The 18,143-nt window shown below is 39.3% G+C and carries 13 protein-coding genes; 2 read left to right on the top strand and 11 right to left on the bottom strand.

Features of this window, described 5'->3' with window-relative positions; genetic code table 11:
* Window positions 1-119: 119 nt before the first annotated feature.
* From KK060_RS10255 to KK060_RS10225, 7 genes are all read right to left on the bottom strand, one after another.
* Complete coding sequence (locus tag KK060_RS10255) at window positions 120-1,232, bottom strand: bile acid:sodium symporter family protein (RefSeq protein WP_254153632.1); 1,113 nt, start codon at window positions 1,230-1,232, stop codon at window positions 120-122.
* Window positions 1,233-1,287: 55 nt separating this feature from the next.
* Window positions 1,288-2,766, bottom strand: coding sequence for a mandelate racemase/muconate lactonizing enzyme family protein (locus tag KK060_RS10250; RefSeq protein ID WP_254153631.1), 1,479 nt, complete (start codon window positions 2,764-2,766; stop codon window positions 1,288-1,290).
* A 77-nt stretch (window positions 2,767-2,843) separates the two neighbouring features.
* Entirely contained in the window at window positions 2,844-3,767 is a 924-nt protein-coding gene (locus KK060_RS10245) for an RraA family protein (RefSeq protein ID WP_254153630.1), read from the bottom strand.
* Between the two features lie 121 nt (window positions 3,768-3,888).
* A complete protein-coding gene (locus tag KK060_RS10240) occupies window positions 3,889-5,433 on the bottom strand; it encodes a SusD/RagB family nutrient-binding outer membrane lipoprotein (RefSeq protein ID WP_254153629.1) in 1,545 nt (514 codons plus the stop codon).
* Window positions 5,434-5,443: 10 nt separating this feature from the next.
* Window positions 5,444-9,022, bottom strand: a complete 3,579-nt coding sequence (locus KK060_RS10235) for a SusC/RagA family TonB-linked outer membrane protein (RefSeq protein WP_254153628.1) — start codon at window positions 9,020-9,022, stop codon at window positions 5,444-5,446.
* A gap of 32 nt (window positions 9,023-9,054) precedes the next feature.
* Entirely contained in the window at window positions 9,055-10,059 is a 1,005-nt protein-coding gene (locus KK060_RS10230) for a FecR family protein (protein ID WP_254153627.1), read from the bottom strand.
* Between the two features lie 195 nt (window positions 10,060-10,254).
* Window positions 10,255-10,872, bottom strand: a complete 618-nt coding sequence (locus tag KK060_RS10225) for an RNA polymerase sigma factor (RefSeq protein ID WP_254153626.1) — start codon at window positions 10,870-10,872, stop codon at window positions 10,255-10,257.
* 184 nt (window positions 10,873-11,056) lie between these two features.
* Here KK060_RS10225 and KK060_RS10220 point away from each other — a divergent pair, with 184 nt between their 5' ends.
* Complete coding sequence (locus tag KK060_RS10220) at window positions 11,057-12,100, top strand: nucleoid-associated protein (protein ID WP_254153625.1); 1,044 nt, start codon at window positions 11,057-11,059, stop codon at window positions 12,098-12,100.
* Window positions 12,101-12,144: 44 nt separating this feature from the next.
* Window positions 12,145-12,567, top strand: coding sequence for a secondary thiamine-phosphate synthase enzyme YjbQ (locus KK060_RS10215; RefSeq protein ID WP_254153624.1), 423 nt, complete (start codon window positions 12,145-12,147; stop codon window positions 12,565-12,567).
* A gap of 24 nt (window positions 12,568-12,591) precedes the next feature.
* Here KK060_RS10215 and KK060_RS10210 read toward each other — a convergent pair whose 3' ends face one another.
* The 4 genes from KK060_RS10210 to KK060_RS10195 form a co-directional block, all read right to left on the bottom strand.
* Entirely contained in the window at window positions 12,592-13,854 is a 1,263-nt protein-coding gene (locus KK060_RS10210) for a hypothetical protein (RefSeq protein WP_254153623.1), read from the bottom strand.
* Window positions 13,855-14,444: 590 nt separating this feature from the next.
* On the bottom strand, window positions 14,445-17,081 hold the full coding sequence (locus KK060_RS10205; RefSeq protein ID WP_254153622.1) for a DUF5916 domain-containing protein: 2,637 nt from the start codon (window positions 17,079-17,081) through the stop codon (window positions 14,445-14,447).
* A gap of 213 nt (window positions 17,082-17,294) precedes the next feature.
* The gene (locus tag KK060_RS10200; protein WP_254153621.1) at window positions 17,295-17,576 is read right to left on the bottom strand and encodes a hypothetical protein; all 282 of its coding nucleotides are present in this window, start codon (window positions 17,574-17,576) and stop codon (window positions 17,295-17,297) included.
* A gap of 21 nt (window positions 17,577-17,597) precedes the next feature.
* The gene (locus tag KK060_RS10195; RefSeq protein WP_254153620.1) at window positions 17,598-17,849 is read right to left on the bottom strand and encodes a hypothetical protein; all 252 of its coding nucleotides are present in this window, start codon (window positions 17,847-17,849) and stop codon (window positions 17,598-17,600) included.
* Window positions 17,850-18,143: the final 294 nt, after the last annotated feature.

Raw genomic sequence — 18,143 nt, 5'->3', positions numbered from 1 at the left:
GTCGGCCTCTTTTAAGACTACTACATACCAGAATATATACCGTTTAAAGGGCGCAAAAAGGGACGCATCGTTTAATTGATACTCAAGCGTCCCTTTTAAAGAAGTGCGCTTAAAACGCATTATAAAGCCTGAGGAGCCACGGTTGTTTTGCTAGGTTCATCAGCCGGGGGCCTGCTGCGCCACCAAAGTGCAAGTGACGAACCCGTGATGTTCATGGTAGGACCAAAAACTGCAGGTGCGAGGCCAACGGTAGCAAGTTTACCCATGGCTAAAGCTAACCCTGATGCGAGCCCGCCGTTCTGCAATCCTACTTCAATCGCTATAGTTCTACAATCTTTTTCTGCCATTCTGAAGAGCCGCCCACTCCAGTACCCTAATACATAACCTGATGTATTATGAATAAACGTAGCCAGGATCAACAAAGGTCCTACGGTTAGCAATCCATCTCTTCCGGCAGAAGTTATAACTACGATGATTAGCGCGATACTGATCATCGATACCAGTGGCATCACTTTATCCAATGCCTTAAACCTTCCATGAAGGAAGTGATTGAAGATTAACCCTGCTCCTACAGGTATGATTATGATTTTAGTTATATCCCATACCATTGCCCAGAAATCTACTTCTACATATTGTCCCGCCAGCAAGTTCATATAGAAAGGTGTCATTATCGGGGCCATTAATGTGGCGATAGCAGTAAGTGTAACAGAGAGCGCTAAATTTGCTCTTGCAAGGTATGACATCACATTGGAGGCCAAACCACTCGGGCAACTGCCTACAAGAATAATTCCTGCGGCTACCTCGGCAGGAAAACTAAAAAGTTTGGTAAGCCCCCACCCTACAAAAGGCATGATAGAATATTGACAAACAATACCCAGCAATACGCCTTTTGGCATATGAAGCACGCCTTCAAAATCTTTCCAGCTTAGCGCTGCTCCCATACCAAACATAATGAGTTGCAGAAGCGGTACAATTAAGGTTGAGAATTTAAAGCTACCGATCTGAATGAAATATTGCGGATAATACATTGAAAGACTTACCGCTGCAAAAATCATTATTGTGTACGAGTAGCCTTTCAATATTTCATTGCCTCGGAAAGCCAACGCCAGGGAAACAAAAAATAACATCAGTAACCATCCTGCATATGCATGATGCGCCTGCATGGTAACAAGAATGTAGGCAAGTAAGAATACAATAGCAGCTATATACCAGGTTCTATATGTTCCGTTCATTTAAGTTGTATGTTAAACACTCATAATAAATGATGAAGCGCAGATGTAAAACTTGTTAACTCCATAGTCTGTCCCATGAACGATCTTTATCCCACTCAGGTGTTGGCGCAAAATAATTTTTATTCTCAGGATCAAGATGCGCCTTTACTACTTCATCATTTAGCTCTACACCAAGGCCTGGACTTTCAGGAACAATAGCAAATCCTTTTTCAACCATCGGCTTTTTCGTTTTCACCAGATTCATCCAGTAATCCACGTCTACCGAGTGATGCTCGAGTGCCATAAAATTTTGTGTTGCTGCTGCGCAATGTACATTGGCCATAAATGACACTGGAGTTCCTGCAAAGTGCATTGCCATGGCAACGCCCCTTTCCTCGGCGTAATCCCCGATTTTCTTGGTTTCGAGAAGGCCACCCGAAGTAGCAAGATCAGGATGAACAATATCTACTGCGTGCGTATCAATAAGCTTGATAAATTCTTCTTTCAGATAAATATCTTCACCTGTTAACGTTGGTGTTTCAATAGCATCGGTAATCTGTCTCCATTGATCCGTAAATTTCCAGGGAATCAAATCTTCAAGCCAGGCAAGGCGGTATTTCTCTACTGCCCTGCCGAGACGTATGGCATTGTTATGATCAAAATGGCCGTAATGGTCAGACGCTAACGGAATCTCATAACCCATCTTTTCACGGACCAACGCAATACGTTGTGTAAGGATATCGAGGCCTTTGTCAGTTATTTGAACCTGGGTAAAAGGATGCTCTGTTCCTCCATATGTCATTGGTTCATTTGTCCATTGCCGTCCAATATCCCAAAAGTTGCTATTGCTTGTTGTTCCAGGTATGCCCTTCAGTAATTCAATACCGAAATCCATTTTCATAAAGGTAAATCCTTCTTCGTTAAGACGTCGGTTAATTCGCGCCACAAAATCTGCTTCATTTTCACCTTCCGGTGTATCTGCATATAAACGAACTTTATCCCTGTACTTTCCTCCAAGGAGCTGGTAGCAAGGAACGTTATACGCCTTTCCGGCAAGATCCCACAACGCCATTTCAACACCACATACGCCGCCACCTTGCCTTCCATGAAAACCAAATTGTTTTATGCGCTTAAAGATCATTTCTACATTACAAGGGTTCATCCCAACAATACGGCTCTTTAAAAACATTGCATATCTCCATGAGGCACCGTCTCTTACTTCTCCAAGACCATAAATTCCCTGATTCGTATCAATACGAATAACAGGACACCGCGCATAGCCATTCATTACAACAGCATATCGCATATCCGTAATGCGTAAATCAGAAGGTGACGAATTCCTGTTAACTTTTGATGTAGATTGAGCAATGGTATCTTCCATTGAACTAAACATAAACCCACTTAGCATCATCCCTCCCAGCGCAGATTTCTTAAAGAACTCCCTGCGTCCATTCTCTTTCTGCTGGCCCTGGTGTTCATCAGGGCTAATAATTTCATCCCGAACAGGATCTTTCACTCCTAACTTATTTAACATTTTCTGAGATGGTGTTTTCATGTCTGTATTGGTTTTGTTTAGGTACTTGAATACTACTAGTGGGATAGTAGTTTTACTGCAAAAAATATTAAACCTTTTTACCAGGTTCTCTTCTTCATAAACTCGTCAAGCTCCTGGCGCGTCATTGGAAGCTTTGAAGTATTTTGATCTAGCCAACTTAAGAAGTCCTTTTTAATTGGATCACTCCATTGTTGATCGATTTCTCCAGGAGTATACTTTCCCTCACGCAGCCGTTGGTGTCCAAACTGATCGCGTAAAGCAATAAATTCTGCGTTAAGAACAACATCTTCTACAAGATGCGCAGGAATAAAAACAACACCTCCCTTTTTTGCTAAAATAGCATCACCTGGCAAAACGGTAGCCCTGCCGATACGAATCGGAACATTTATTCCACCCAACATCATTTCTTGTATATAAGAAGGGTCATAACCTTTCACCCAAGCATTAAATCCATCAATTTTTTCAAGACCTTCTGCGTCCCTGACAGAACCATAAAAGATCACCCCATTTTTTGATTTTGCATAAATTGAATTTCCAAGATTGTCGCCAATAAGGGTTCCATCTACAATCTTGCCGTAACTATCCGCAACATAGATGTCACCAGGCTTCAGCATATCTATTGGCCATGAGTTGAAATTTCCAATGCGGCCTTCGGCTTTACCTTTTTCTCTGATCAATTTATCAAAGTCAGTTCTTTTGGGCAGGTATTGAACAGTAAGGGCACGTCCTACCAAAACCTTTTCTGGTTTTAACACCATCCAGTCACCCTCAAATTGATTATTATAACCTGCATTGCGCAGTATACCCCAAGCTTCCTCGAGTGATATATTTTTAAGACGTTGCAAAAATTTATCTGGAACATTGGGTCTCCCATCTGGTAAACGATCACCTTTCCATTCGGGAGTCATACCAATTATTTGTTCCTTAGTCAACGCTACCTGCTGCGCGATAATCTGACAAAAAATGAAACTGAAAATCAACGCTAAATAAACTCTCTTCATAGTCTCAATGGTTGTTGTGCTTGATGTAGCTACATAGCTAAAAAAGTTAGGAATTTTTTAAGTTGGATTATTTGTTAAGAAATGTATCAGCCTTATCCTTAAGGACTGATACATTTTTAAATTATAGGCTATCCCACCATACATGGGTGTCTAAATTGTCTGGTCCCATTTTGTCCGTAGCTCGTTTTACATTTTCATTGTTGACTGATATCTCTGAATTAGGGTATGTTATTCTCCTGATAAAACTTCCAGTAATAGTTTTTCCAGGATACGGATTAGGTGCTAACTGAGGAAATCCGCTTCTCCTGAAATTCGCAAAAGTTTCTGGTGCGTTCATAAACGAAGCGATCCAATATTGCGTATTAATCTGTTCAAGTGCTGTAGCCTCAACCAATGGATTGTTATCAAGATAAGGTTGGATCGATGCCTCAGGTACAGCTGCACCTACATCATAGGTGGCAAGTTGCTCCATGTGTGCTCGTACTCCTTTTTGATAATAATCTTCTGCTGTACCAGTGGTAATCCAACCCCTGTATCTTGCCTCAGCCAAGAGCAATTGCGTTTGTGCATATGTAACAAGAAACATAGGTGCATCTCTCTTTGCCATACGCCTGCGATCAACCTGACTAAAGTCATAGAAGCTTTTTAAACCTAAAGCTGTTACTGCATTTTTTATAGTGCTTCCATCATATCCCATAGGCATACCAACCTGATCGGCAGCCGCCTTGGTAGACCTGTCTACAGTTTGTTCCGCACCTGACGATGCTCCTTTGTAGCGTATCGCGATTGACTCCAAGCGTGGATCATTCGTGCTCTTCAATTGATTAACAAATGGAGCTGCTAGATAAAAACTTGAAGATTCGGATCCATTCAACGTATTGCCTAACGTATTAGGGTAATTAGCATCATGCTTTATAAGCGCATTATCTGCATTGGAAGTCATGACACCTCCCTGAAAAGCAGCTTGCACCGCTAAGGCTGCCCTATCAGGAGCAACTTTGCTCAAGCGCATTCCCGCACGTAACAGCAGCGAATAGCCAAATCGCTTCCATTTAGCCATATCACCACCAAATAGAAGATCTATAGGTTCCGGATTACCTGTTGTTGTTATGGCAGCGGAAGCTTCCGTTAATTCTTTAATAATATCAGTATAGATATTCTCCTGTGGATCATATTCAGGAAAGAGGTTCGCCCTGTTGGGATAAGCTTGCCCAGCTTGAAAATATGGGATATCTCCATAAGTATCAGTCAGAACCATAAATCCATAAGCCTGGAAAATGCGACTCATGTTATACAAGTTGCTTCGCTCTGGCGATCCCTGGGTAAGCCGTATTACATCCCTCGTATTTCTGATTACGTTACGGTAGTAATTTTGCCATAATCTTGATGATGCATCACGGTTATCCTGGTTGTAATTTCCGCCTGACACCACACCTGAATTTGGTGTTACTAGCTGTTGAACGATAGCCATGTCATAAATAATCGGAGTACCACCACCATCACCGGTGTAAAAAGAGGAGTTGATGACCGCAAAATTTAACTGAAGAATCGGATTAAGCTCTGTCGCATTTACTTTGCTTGTATTAAGCTCATCGAAACCATTATCGCAAGAGGTGGTTATGCACAGAGACAAAACCACTATATTATATATAATTAATTTTCTCATGTTGCTCAAATTATAATTTAACGTTCAAATTGAATCCCATGCTTCTTGTTGTAGGAAGTCCCGTTGACTCCATACCAACAAGATTGTCGGAGCTATACCCAAAACTTTCCGGGTCGATATTAGGAACCCACTTCTTCAACATCAACACATTGTTTGCTACAAAACTCAGTCTTACAGATTTTATAGGGAATTGCTGTGGTAAGAATCGTGTAAAGTCATAACCGAGTGTAATCTGGCGCAACTTCCAGTAGCCAGAGTTATACACAATGGGTTCAATTAATTGTTGAGACCGTACTACTTCCCAATAAGTTTGAACAGGTGCAGCAACGGTATTAGGTTCTCCAGTTACTGTTACACCTTGTCCTATTACGCCACCTTCTCTCCCTTCAAGCGTCATCTTATGTAGTCCATGACGAACCGCATTAAAGTTAGTACCAGAAATCATCTTGCCGCCGAGCTTGAAGTCAATGAGTACAGAAAGGTTTATCCCTTTGTATGTAAAGTTATTGGTAAAGCCTCCTACCCATTTTGGCAGTGCGCTTCCAAAGTAAACAAGATCATTGGTACGTAATGGAAGACCGTTTGATCCAAAAATCTTTCTTCCCTGATCATCTCTTCTAAAGCCAAAGCCTGCAAGTTGACCCATTTCTTCTCCAACAACTTGTCTTAATTCACCATTAAATATGTGCGTACCTACTGTAATTCTCTCACCTGGTGTATCAGTAATAAGACTTAGCACTTTGGTGATGTTATATGCACCGTTGGCTGTAAATTCCCAGGTAAAATTGTTTGTTTCAAAAGGCACAAGATTAACCATTGCTTCAATGCCTCTGTTTCTGCTTTTACCACTATTAATACGTTGGTCTACATAACCAGATGCATCAGAAATTTGAGCCTGAACAATTTGATCAGTAGTAAGTTTATTATAAGCAGCAATGTCAACACCTACTCTGTTATTAAAGAGTTTTAACTCAAGGCCTACTTCAACTTCTTCAGAAGTCATTGGTCTTAAATTAGGATTATACAGTGTAGTGCTCAGTGCAGCACCAAGTGGAAGAAGCGCACCTGTTGGACTTGGAGCAAGATTAGCATTTGGTCCAAAAAACTGCACATTAGAATAAGGAGGTACATCGGTATCACTACCTACCTTGGCATACGCCGCTCTTAGCTTACCAAAAGATAGCCATGATGGTGCTTCAAACGACTCTGTAAATGCATAAGCTGCAGTAACGGAAGGATATAAGATACTTCTGTTAGCTGGAGAAAGGGTTGAGAACCAGTCATTCCTCAATGTTCCTGTCAAGAACAAGAACTGCTTGTAGGATACTTCAGCAGATCCGTACAAAGAGTTAACACCACGTTCAATCCTATCATAAAGAGGGTCCTTACCTCGTCCGTTCTGTACTGTATACAAATCTTTAACGATAAAGTCAGTAACCTGAACACTATTCAGATCAGAACGCCTTCTCATTTGATTTCCACCAAAGTTTACATTAACCCCGAAGTCACCAAAGTTACGGGTAGCGGTTACGAGAAAGTCTGCGTTTATTTCTCTAAATCTTCTTTGTTCCTGGGTGTAAATACCATTTACGTATCCTAAAGGAGCCGGTCCTCGGGAAGCTTGTCCTGTAGGGAAGTTATTGTAGTCTTGATCACGAGACCAGTAATCCTGGCCTATACGACCTTGTACAGACAACCATGGAAGGATATCATATTTAATAGCAATATTTCCAAAGATCCTATCTCTGCGGATGTTTTGGAATTGCTCAGCCAATGTCCAGTAAGGATTTGTACGGTTCATAAACCGTGAGTAAGGGTACTCGTTTCCTTGAGCGTTGTACTTCTTGGCATCCAATAACCACAGTGGCATCGAGTTAGCTAGATTGTATAAAGACACCGGTATTGTGTTATCCTGTTGTCCAACATTAGGAGCATTTTTATTATACTCATTAGAGTAGTTGATGTTTCCTGTAAAGCTTAACCGCTCCGAAAGTTTATGTTCAAAACCAAGATTAACAGTTCTTCGTGTAAAAGAGTTGTTAGGTACTATACCTTTGCTGTCAAGATTAGAGAGTGAAAGGTTAAATCCTCCTTTATCTCCGCCAGACGATAATGTAATTGTATTAGTAAGATTCTGACCATGCCTGAAAAACTTCTTTATAATGTTCCGTTGAGGTACATAAGGAACTTCAACTCCATCAAATAGTATTTGCGTCATGCCGGGCTGAAACTTCTCCCCGAAAGACCATTGACCAGATGTTGGATTGGGCGTTGTTGGGCGAACTCCATTTTCACCCTGGCCATATTGGTACTGATAATCCGTAAAATCCAAGGGAGTTTCATTTGTATAATTCATGTTATACGTTATTCCAATACCTCGGCTTTCACCTTTTGTTTTGGTTGTAATCATAATTACACCATCCTTCGCACGTGACCCGTACAACGCAGCTGCTGCCGCACCTTTTAGAATCGTCATACTTTCGATGTCATCGGGGTTAATGCTTTGAAGACCATCACCACCGTCAGAAGTATTTCCATTACCACCACCGCCTCCTCGTACACCTAAGGAACCATCGGAACCGAGGTTGTTTGGGTTTGTTCCAAAATTTGTATTATCAATGGGAACACCGTTGACAACAATCAGTGGATTATTTTGTCCTGATATGGATGATTGTCCGCGAATACGAATCTTAGAAGTTCCCCCAGGGCCGGTACCCAAGGCAGAGATGCTAACGCCTGCAATCTTGCCCTGCAGAGCGTTCATAACGTTAGGTGTTCTGTTAATGGCTAGTTCATCCGAATTCACTTTTGCTGTAGCATAACCAAGGCTTTTGGTCGACTTCTCAATACCCAAAGCAGTTACCACAATTTCACCCAGTGACCGTACATCTGGCTCTAAAGCAACATCTATTACTGTACGATTTCCAACAACTACTTCTTTAGAAGCATAACCTACAAATGAAAAAACAAGAACGGCACTCTCATTATCTACTGCAATCGTGTACTTTCCGTCAGTGTCAGTAGAAGCCCCTACAGAGGTTCCTTTGACAATGATGTTCACGCCAGGAAAGGCTACTCCTGACTCATCAGTCACCGTACCAGTAATAGTAATTGCAGAATAGTAGTTATTAGAGTTACCATCTTCCTCTAATCCATGAAGCACATCAAATGCTTCAGTTAATGATGTAAACGAGATGTTAGGGGAAGTAAGCGTAGAAGCTGATGTTGTTTGAAAATCACTCAAGCTTGTCATTGCCTTCGCTTTTGTAATCACATAAAATGAATCCCCTGCCTTTTTATAATGTAGATCAGTATCTTGAAGCAAGGCTTTTAAAACATCTTCCACAGTTTTATAAGAAGCTATGTCAAGGTTGACCTTTCGCCCTTCTACCCACTCGTCTTTATAGGCAATTGAGATGTGAAAAACCTTTTCCACCTCTTCCAGGCTCTCTTTTAGAGAATTAGAGCCAAAGTGCTTTTCTTTTGTTCGCCAAGTTTCATGCGCTGATGCATACACTTCAGGCGACTGTGCTGTCCCTTGGTACAAGATCAGCAGGAATACACTAATTAATAAGTAACAATTTTTCATAGTTGTTTGGGTTAAGTTTAGTTTAGTTACTTCTATTCGTACATTACATATCCGGTTGGTTTTCTTTCGACTTTTATTTGAAATGATTGTGCTATCTGTTGAATTAAACTTTCTACATTGGTAATGGGCATAGATCCGGAGACAGTTTGATTCAGTAGTCGCTCATCATTTACAGTAACTTCTACACCGTAGTTCATACGTAGCATGCTTACCATTTCGCGCAGACTCGTGTGGTCTAGTATCAATTTATTCTCTGTCCATGCACTATATGTTTTTGGATTAACTTTCTTTTTACTGAAGCTTTTATTTTTGTATTCAATAAAATCACCAGGCTTCATCTCTATATTTTGAGAAGCATTCTGTTCTGATAATTGCAACTTAATCTTTCCTGAATTGAGTACTACTTTTGTTTCTTTGACTCGATGATAGACGTTAAATGAGGTGCCAAGCACTTCCACTGCCACTCCTTCTCCTGTAAGTACTTTAAAAGGTTTATTGTTCTTGAGATGAACCACCGAGAAAAAAGCCTCACCATCAAGCCACACTTCCCGGCTACCTTTTGATTCCCATTCATCAGAAAAACGGAGGGCTGAATTAGAATTCAAAATGACGGTAGAACTATCAGGAAGTTGAATCATTTTAGTCTCACCAAAAGCAGTATTATAGGTTGTTAAGTAAACGGATGATTGTATAAAGTAATAAGTGATTCCAAAAGAGATGAAGACTATGATAGAAGCTGCTATTTTTAGCAATAACCTTTTGCCTCGTTTCTTTGTCGGAACTTTACTTTCAGTATGTTCAAATAACTTAATATTATTCCATAAGGCACTAATATCATCATTTGAAAGGGAGTGTTGACTGAACCGTAAGTGTTTCAGAATTCGTTTTGCTTCTTCTACGTGTTCTTTCTTCTCTGGATGATCTGCCAGCCAGCTTGTCCAAAATGCTATTGTTCTTTCATTTGGTGTAAGTACCCATGAACGAAAGAATTCATCATTGACAAAGTCCTCTTCTGAAAAGAGTGAGTAATCCTTCACGATATCTATTAAAGTTTAGATCTTATCATATAAGAGAGCCTTACACAAACGTTCTCATCATTTTTAATCAATTATTTTTTTTTAAAAAAAAAGAATTTAATTAAAGAGATGCCTTTCCGGGTTTGAAAACGAAAAAGGGATAACGCTGAAATGAAATTTTCAGAACACACCATTAACAAATTTGAGAGGGGACGCTTATCGATTACCCTTGAGTGTAATCCGCAGGGCTTCTATTGCTTTTGCTACAAGATTATAAACTGATTCAACCGACATTTCCATCACCGAAGCCACATCCTTGCAGCTTAAATCATTGTAGAATCGAAGGAAGATTACTTCACGCTGGCGTTTTGTTAAGGTTGCAATAGCACGTTTGAGTTTGGTAAACTGTTCTACTGTAGTTTCTTGCAACACAATGGAATCCTCAATAGAAGACAGAATTTCGAAAGACTGATCCCCATTATTAATAAGGATAAATGTCTGTTTTCTTTTGTTTATGATTTTGTTAACCAGTAACCTTCTAAAAGATTTATAGAGATAAGAATTTACTACATCAACATCAGCGACCTCACTCCGCTTTGACCAAAGTCTACCAAACAACTCCTGTAAAGTATCAAGCACAAGCTCTCTGTCGTAACAGGTGTGCATTCCATAATTAAAGAGACGTTGAACGTACTTCTTATACAAAATGGAAAAAGCAAGATCATTTCCCTGCTTAAATCTTTGCCAAAGAACGCTATCTCCAAGTTTTGCAGATTCATCCTGAAGAGGTAAAGAATCCTGTTTAAGTTCGGTTAAAGGGTAATTTGCGAACATTGGGAAGTTTGTTTGGGATAACCGAATTTAATAAAAATATCGATTCCGAAAACGTTTGTTTAGGAATATCTTTAAAATAATTTTGCGGTTACTATTCGGTTTGCGGTGCAAAATCAGACCGGAATACTACTTAGAGTATCATCATGCAGCCAATTGTATTATAATTGCAATTTAAGAAGATAGAATGCTAGACTTCGGGGAAGCAAAAATCAGTAAGCTGATTATCCATAAAGTAGGAAACAAAATATTGGAGGATGGGGTGCAACTTTCTGATGAAATTGTAGACGTTTCAATGCAGCCAGAGTTATCAAAAGTACTTCACTCCTATTTTCTGTCTCCATTTAAAGAGCCAATATATTATAATTTTCATCACGTCACTTCCCTCGACTTAAATGAGGTCTACACGATAGCAATGACAATGTTCGACTCGGCAACCTCATTTGTAGAAAAGTCTAAAGACCTGGCGAACATTCTTTATGAATACTCTGACCATCCAAAGATAAAAACAGGTGAACTTTACATTGTACACTTCGAAGATTGCAATTTCAAAAACGAATTTGTCGATGCTATCGGAATATTTAAATCAGAGAATAAGGACACGTTTCTAAAGATACTCGAAGAAGAAACACAATATTTTGTTGAACACGATAACGGTGTCAATATAAAACGTCTTGAAAAAGGTTGCCTTATCCTTAATATGGACCAGGCGGAAGGTTATCGCGTATGTGTAGTTGATAACCAAAACTCAGGTGAGGCACAATACTGGAAGGACCAGTTTCTGAAGTTAAAGCCGGTTGCTGACAATTATTATCAAACTCAAAATTACTTGAGCCTTGCTAAAGATTTCGTAACAAGTCGTTTGGATGAAGACTTTGAAGTTACGAAGGCTGACCAGATAGACTATCTCAATCGATCTATAGCTTACTTTAAAAAGAATGAACAGTTCGATGAGCAGGAGTTTGCATCTTCCGTCTTTGAGCACCAGGAGGTGATTCAATCTTTTAAGAAATTTAAGAATGAGTTTCAGGACGAAAATGATATACATATTGTCAGCGAATTTGACATCTCATCGTCTGCTGTAAAGAGACAATCGCGTGTTTTTAAAAGCGTTCTCAAACTTGATAGAAACTTTCACATTTACATTCATGGAGATAAAAACCTTATAGAAAAGGGAATCGAGGAGGATGGCAGAAAATTTTATAAAATATACTATAATGAAGAGTCATAGTTTATTTAAGTTGTTATTCAATTACTAACACCTGGCTTATTACTATGAAATACTTTCAGAAAGAGATTACCCTCCCGCCTTACAAACGAGGCTTTCATCTTATTACCTCTATTATAGAAAAAGCAATTCCCGAGCTACAGGAAATAAATGTGGGCCAATTACAAGTATTTATTAAACATACATCAGCAAGCCTAACGGTCAATGAGAATGCTGACCCTACTGTGCGAGCTGACTTTGAAAGTCATTTTAATAAAATTGTTCCTGAGAATGCCTCTTATTATAAACATACTACAGAAGGTTCCGATGATATGCCAGCTCACTTGAAAGCTTCGTTGTTAGGGAGTATGGTAACTTTACCAATTACAAGAGGCCGACTAAATATTGGCACCTGGCAAGGTATCTACTTATGCGAACATAGAGATTATGGTGGAGAGCGCGATCTTGTTATTTCCGCTTTTGGTAATTAACTGCAACGTAATGGTTCTTTGTTCTTATTTAAGCTGTAGCGAGCTGTTATAATAAAACATCCCCGATTTGCGATAAGGTGCAAGCTGCTCATATCCTATTACTGATGCTTTAATTGCTTTAAGAGGAATAAAGTATAATTCTTTAGGATCATCTGGATCTCCATCTACACCAAGTATATAATATGGATCCAGATTTCTCTCTAAACAATACTGCACGAATAAATTGAGATCGCTGACATGAATAGTTGTGTCTTTGTTGGCAGAAGCAAGATAAAAACACTTAACTGCCAACTTTAAATTTACGTCCTTTTGTCTATACTCAAACCTTAGGTCAGGATTACCCATTTCAATATTCTCAGTATTCCTATACATTAATTGAAAATAAAGCGGATCAAAGAGTGTAATGACAAAGTTTTCAAACAAATGTTGACTCTCCTGATATCGGTCTTTTTTCCTTCTCTTAGATAAATTCGTAATACGCTTACCCGTTGTCGACTGAAAATCGCTTGGTTCACCTGATTTCCTCTTCATTAAGATCACCAGTATAATTATAAAAACAGCAAATCCGATTAAGCCGTACAAGAGAGCTGTAGGAATTGTTACAGTATCGCCCAGAGATTGCTTAGCCACAGCCTCAACGTTTGAAATTGCAGAATCAAGTAATTGTTTAGGTTCTTCTTCTTCTGCTACTTCTTTGACAGAAGGTTTTGATGAAGTAGTATCAATTTTCACTAACGTTGTATCAGTCGAAGCACTTTCTTTTTTCGTTTCAATATTAAAAGAAGCACCTGACTTTACAGCGCCGGCAAGGGGCTCTCCTAAAGGTAATGTAAACCTCTGTTTACGGTCGGTGTCGGAATCACTCTCCCCTACAATTCTATATCTACCATTTTCTTTACTAAAAAGTAGATACGATGTGAAGCTCTTCCACTGCGAGTCTAGATACACCTCTTTTTTAAAATCGCATTTAACTACTCCTCTGGCATATGGAGTAAAAACAAGGCCTGATACAATACGTTGTTTTGCATCCCTATTCTTTTGAAAGAATTCCTTCTTAAGCTCAATACTCTGTTGCTTAGTAAGATTAGCTGCATAAAACAATAATTGCTCTGCATACACTCTTTCAAAAGCTTTCGAACTTCTAACATTATTGGCATAATTCCATTCCTTAATTAATGCTTCTAGCTCTCTTGTATTAATAGAGACTTCTTGAGCATGGCTTTTAAAGGATAAGAAAGATAAAATACATATGACAATTACATGATTAATTGTCGCTTTAAGATACATGAAACTACTTCTTTGTTTAACGAAGCAAGTATTAAAAATTATACCTGATTCAAAGCTCCGATGATGTAAGGGCTTTTCCTTCGACCAATTGCCGGATGAATGGCTATGGATTGCTGAACAAGCAAAGGTGATACGCTTTACTTGTGTAATTAACGGACAGTGTCAAGGAAAGAAAGAGACACTAAACAAGTAAAATGGCATCTACGACATTGCTGCTTTGGCACAAAGTTTTAAGCATGGCTCTAAAACATATTAATACACTCAATTTATGAACAATTTCTTTCGCGCCCTTATTGCAGGATACGGAGCCAAAAAACTAGGAGGCGGATGTTTCGGCACCATAATCGTCTTCATTATTATATGGGTTGCATTAGGACAGTGTCAATAATACTTTACTTTACAAGCTTTTACTGTAATAACCTTACTTAATAATCTTACAACATCATTTGACGGAAGTTATATGAGTAGTGACTTATGGAGTTATTCCTTATAAAGCATTACTGCAGATGACCGCAGAACTAATAGTAGGTAATACTGTATGAAGATGGTGTGGGGTGTAGTAGTAGTTGAAGGTAAGAAAACTGTTTCTCTTACCTGACAAACCTGTAAGTAAACTTTAGCAGAAAAATATTGTGAGCCTTATCCGGGAAGTAAAAATTGTAGCCCTCTGTCATACTACCAGTCTTGCTATAAAACTCTCCGTTTACTTCCTGAGACCAGACAAGGAACACAACCGATCCTGGAACATACTCCCATCGCATAACAAGATTAGACCTAAACTGGCCTATATTAAAATCGGGTTTATCAAATGTAAAATCTGTTACTCCATCAAGATCATCATCAACATGATAAACATCTTCCTTCATCGTCATTCCATTGTGTGGTAAGTAAGCAAAACGGTCATTATAACGAGAGGCGCTTCCATTAATTATACCTTTATACTTAGTATATCTTCCTGATGTACCAAAAGGTTGTCCGTAATATTGTATTGAAAGATCTGGTGTAACCATATATGTCATTCTTACAGTTACACGTGCAATTGTTTGGTTTAACTCAGCAACAACGAATTTCTGACCGTACTCACTATCGCCTGTGGCCACGTACTGCATTTGATTCCTGTTTTTACTAATACTCGGTGAAACAGTTATCCGAAAAGCATTTATAGGTGTATAATTTAAATTAACATTTACAGTAGTACTTTTCATGTAGTTTTCGAAGCCTCGTTTCCATTGTGGCTCTATATCGGCGCTCAGTTTTTTCCTTCTATCAGTGGCCAGCGAAAACCAATAAGTAAAGTTTCCAGGATAACGAATTGAAGGACCACCCCTTAGATCGGCATTGGATATTCCATGTGTCGTATACGAAGTTCCGGCACTAAAATTCCAGAAATTCTTAAACTCAAGATTAGCATTTAACTCATAACCATGGCCGATATTTTTCCAATCAAAATCCCAATCCTGCCACTGCACTAAACTGTAACGCATAGATCTAAAGATTCCAACAGGATTAAGCATACGGTACTCCATCCAAACCCATTCGGAATTCATGTCGGTTTGGGAAAGAAAGCCAATATCATTAAGCTCCAGTTCAGGAGAAAGCCACGTATACCCTACATCAAAAATAAGTTTACCACTTTTCTTTCCCAGCATCAACACCCCTCCCGTACCGGAAAGAGAAGTGAGCGTAGTGTCTACATTCTTATGATTATTGTCAGGGCGTTGAAAATACCGCTCAGAGGCCTTTTGCGTATTTGTAATTGCTTCAGTTGAACCACCTACATAACTCAAAACACCACGTGCATTAATAAAATATGTTCTATTCTTCCAATGATGAAGAAAGTCAACACCTGTTGTATATGCCTTATCGTGTAGCCAGTTCAGTCCTTTGTCTTCAATACGCCGGTTTGTGGCCGTAATCATTCCCCCAACTACTGTATTCCCCTTGTTTATATCCTGTTGTACGCGACCTACAAAATAGTTTGTAAGAGGTTCTACCATTTGTTTTTGCCTGTGTCCTAAACTATCAACACTAGCTCTTTCAGGTGCCGTTACGGATTCTAACAGTCCCCATGAAAATCCTTTCTTGTTCTTACCGGTAAGTTTTACTGCGCCAAGAATGGTGCTATTCTTCGTTGTTTTTACATATTCATCAGTATTATCCTCACCACTTTCATCTGTTTCTATTTCCCTCTGAGGAGTCCTCCCGATTCTTCTTGAATAGAATAGGTTGTTGCTATTAAAACTTACAATTGGAAAGTTTAAAGTATTATTACCTTCAATAAAGAATGGCCTTCTCTCTTCAAAGAAAAGCCGGAAGGCGGAAAGGTTAACCTGGGAAGGATCTGCTTCCACCTGTCCGAAGTCAGGATTTACGGATAAGTCGAGTGTAATATCACTTGTGATACCAATTTTTGCATCAACACCTACATCAACTCCCGAAGAGCTGCCCGTCATAAACGGATTTCCTTCCTCCTTTTCAAATCGCTCTGCCTTTGTTACAATATATGGAAGAACCTCCAGTTGTTTTTGTGGCTTAATTCCCTTAATACCTCTAAGCTCTGCAAAGAGATGAACCCATCCTGCCGCATCAGGTGGTATGTATTGAAAATTAGAAACTTCCTGATTTCTAAAAAAATGACGTTGAATCTGAAAACCCCATACAAGTTCCGGCTTGTCTGCAAACCTTAACTGACTTAAAGGTATTCGCAATTCAGCGATCCAACCCTCACTATTTATACTAGTTTTAAGATACCAGATAGGATCCCAATTTGCATCCCAGTTGTCTCCATTATTGGACACATATTCGTCTCCCTTAACACCGGAAACAGAAGAAGTAAAAGAGAAAGCTGTACGCTTATCGTTATAACTATCAATGTTAATTTCTACCCAATCTCCTTCAAAACCATCACGCCTGGACATACGACTAACTATCTTGCCTGGTTCCGGGTCTAAGTTTCTGAAGGCGATGTATAAATTCTTGTCGTCGTATAAAATCTTGAAGAATGTTTCTACTGAAGCCGGAGCCCCTGCATCTGGTAATTTTTGCCTGAATTGGCCGCCACCCCAAGGAACTTGCTCCCATGCTGCATCATTTAAGATACCATCAATTTTTGGAGGATCTCCTTCCAACCGTTTTGTGACGTAGCTTCTGACGCTATCCTGCTGGGCAAACAGCAACGCATCACTGCAAAAAAGCAGGAACAGAAAAAGAGGTATTCTTTTAGTCATGGGGTAGCGTCTTGAGTGTCAAAGTTAACAGTCAGTCCCCACAATTCGAACACGTTTTCTAACGCGACGTAAAAGAAATTGTTGTTTTTAGTTAAAAGATTAATTCAACTGGCCCTACCAACATCTGCTCCCCACAAAAAACAAAAGGGCTATAGCTTTTAGCTATAACCCCTTGCCTTCCCCTCAATCAATCCCAAAATCTTTATTCTAAAATTACATACCTATTTTTTGGTGCGCAGTATTCTCTCTTAATGATACTTCTTTTACATCAACATTATACCGAGCAATTAAATTGGTAATAACTGCTATTGCCTCTTCCTTACCAAAATAATCGTTCATATACCTAATGTGATTCACTGCCTCCTCAATTTCTTTTTTTGTCCATGCCTCAGCCTCACCTTCTTCATTAATCTCCTTCTGGAAATTACCCACAAAATGTTCTCCCCCACTACGGCACATTAACTTGATTAACTCGTTGATCAATGTCTGCTCCATGTTTACTCCTATCCGATGCGTTTAATATTTAATCTGTTCAAGTATTTCATCAATTTGAATGTTATACTTCTCCATCAAACCTCGTATCTGTACAATTGCATCGTTTTTATCGTACCGGGCGTTGATAGTCTTAAGGCTTATGAGAATAGCTTCTAAAGTTTGTTCATCAGAAGCTGTTTCCGTAATAACAGGAGCAAATGATTCAACTGAAGTCTTCTCCAACAGCTGTGTCATTTCCTGGATAATAGTATTATTCAATTCGACTGCTTCCATGCCATGGCCTAAAAAAATACTGTGCCTACAAAACCGGGAGTATGAAGGTTTAACTAAAACAAGTTAATTAACAACAGACTTCGTCAAAATAGTAAATTAGTATGCTCATAAATATGCCGGGTTTTGTGCAAGTGTTTCCTGGCTCTTGTTACGCCGCTCCCTCGGAATTGATAAAGCAATAATCACTTATTTTAAATTTGCTGCTACATCATCGGGCATGATTCAATTGAGAGGTAAAACCATCCAGATAGGAATTTCAAGTGTGCCTTGGGTTAAAAATTTAAACTAACAGAA

Source organism: Chryseosolibacter indicum (assembly GCF_018598585.1).
Taxonomy (GTDB): Bacteria; Bacteroidota; Bacteroidia; order Cytophagales; family Cyclobacteriaceae; genus Chryseosolibacter; species Chryseosolibacter indicus.
This window is presented reverse-complemented; position numbering and strand designations above follow the sequence as displayed.

Coding starts and splice junctions, on each gene's coding strand:
- KK060_RS10255 (WP_254153632.1), bottom strand. CDS start 1,232: ATGAACGGAACATATAGAACCTGGTATATAGCTGCTATTGTATTCTTA.
- KK060_RS10250 (WP_254153631.1), bottom strand. CDS start 2,766: ATGAAAACACCATCTCAGAAAATGTTAAATAAGTTAGGAGTGAAAGAT.
- KK060_RS10245 (WP_254153630.1), bottom strand. CDS start 3,767: ATGAAGAGAGTTTATTTAGCGTTGATTTTCAGTTTCATTTTTTGTCAG.
- KK060_RS10240 (WP_254153629.1), bottom strand. CDS start 5,433: ATGAGAAAATTAATTATATATAATATAGTGGTTTTGTCTCTGTGCATA.
- KK060_RS10235 (WP_254153628.1), bottom strand. CDS start 9,022: ATGAAAAATTGTTACTTATTAATTAGTGTATTCCTGCTGATCTTGTAC.
- KK060_RS10225 (WP_254153626.1), bottom strand. CDS start 10,872: ATGTTCGCAAATTACCCTTTAACCGAACTTAAACAGGATTCTTTACCT.
- KK060_RS10220 (WP_254153625.1), top strand. CDS start 11,057: ATGCTAGACTTCGGGGAAGCAAAAATCAGTAAGCTGATTATCCATAAA.
- KK060_RS10215 (WP_254153624.1), top strand. CDS start 12,145: ATGAAATACTTTCAGAAAGAGATTACCCTCCCGCCTTACAAACGAGGC.
- KK060_RS10210 (WP_254153623.1), bottom strand. CDS start 13,854: ATGTATCTTAAAGCGACAATTAATCATGTAATTGTCATATGTATTTTA.
- KK060_RS10205 (WP_254153622.1), bottom strand. CDS start 17,081: ATGACTAAAAGAATACCTCTTTTTCTGTTCCTGCTTTTTTGCAGTGAT.
- KK060_RS10200 (WP_254153621.1), bottom strand. CDS start 17,576: ATGGAGCAGACATTGATCAACGAGTTAATCAAGTTAATGTGCCGTAGT.
- KK060_RS10195 (WP_254153620.1), bottom strand. CDS start 17,849: ATGGAAGCAGTCGAATTGAATAATACTATTATCCAGGAAATGACACAG.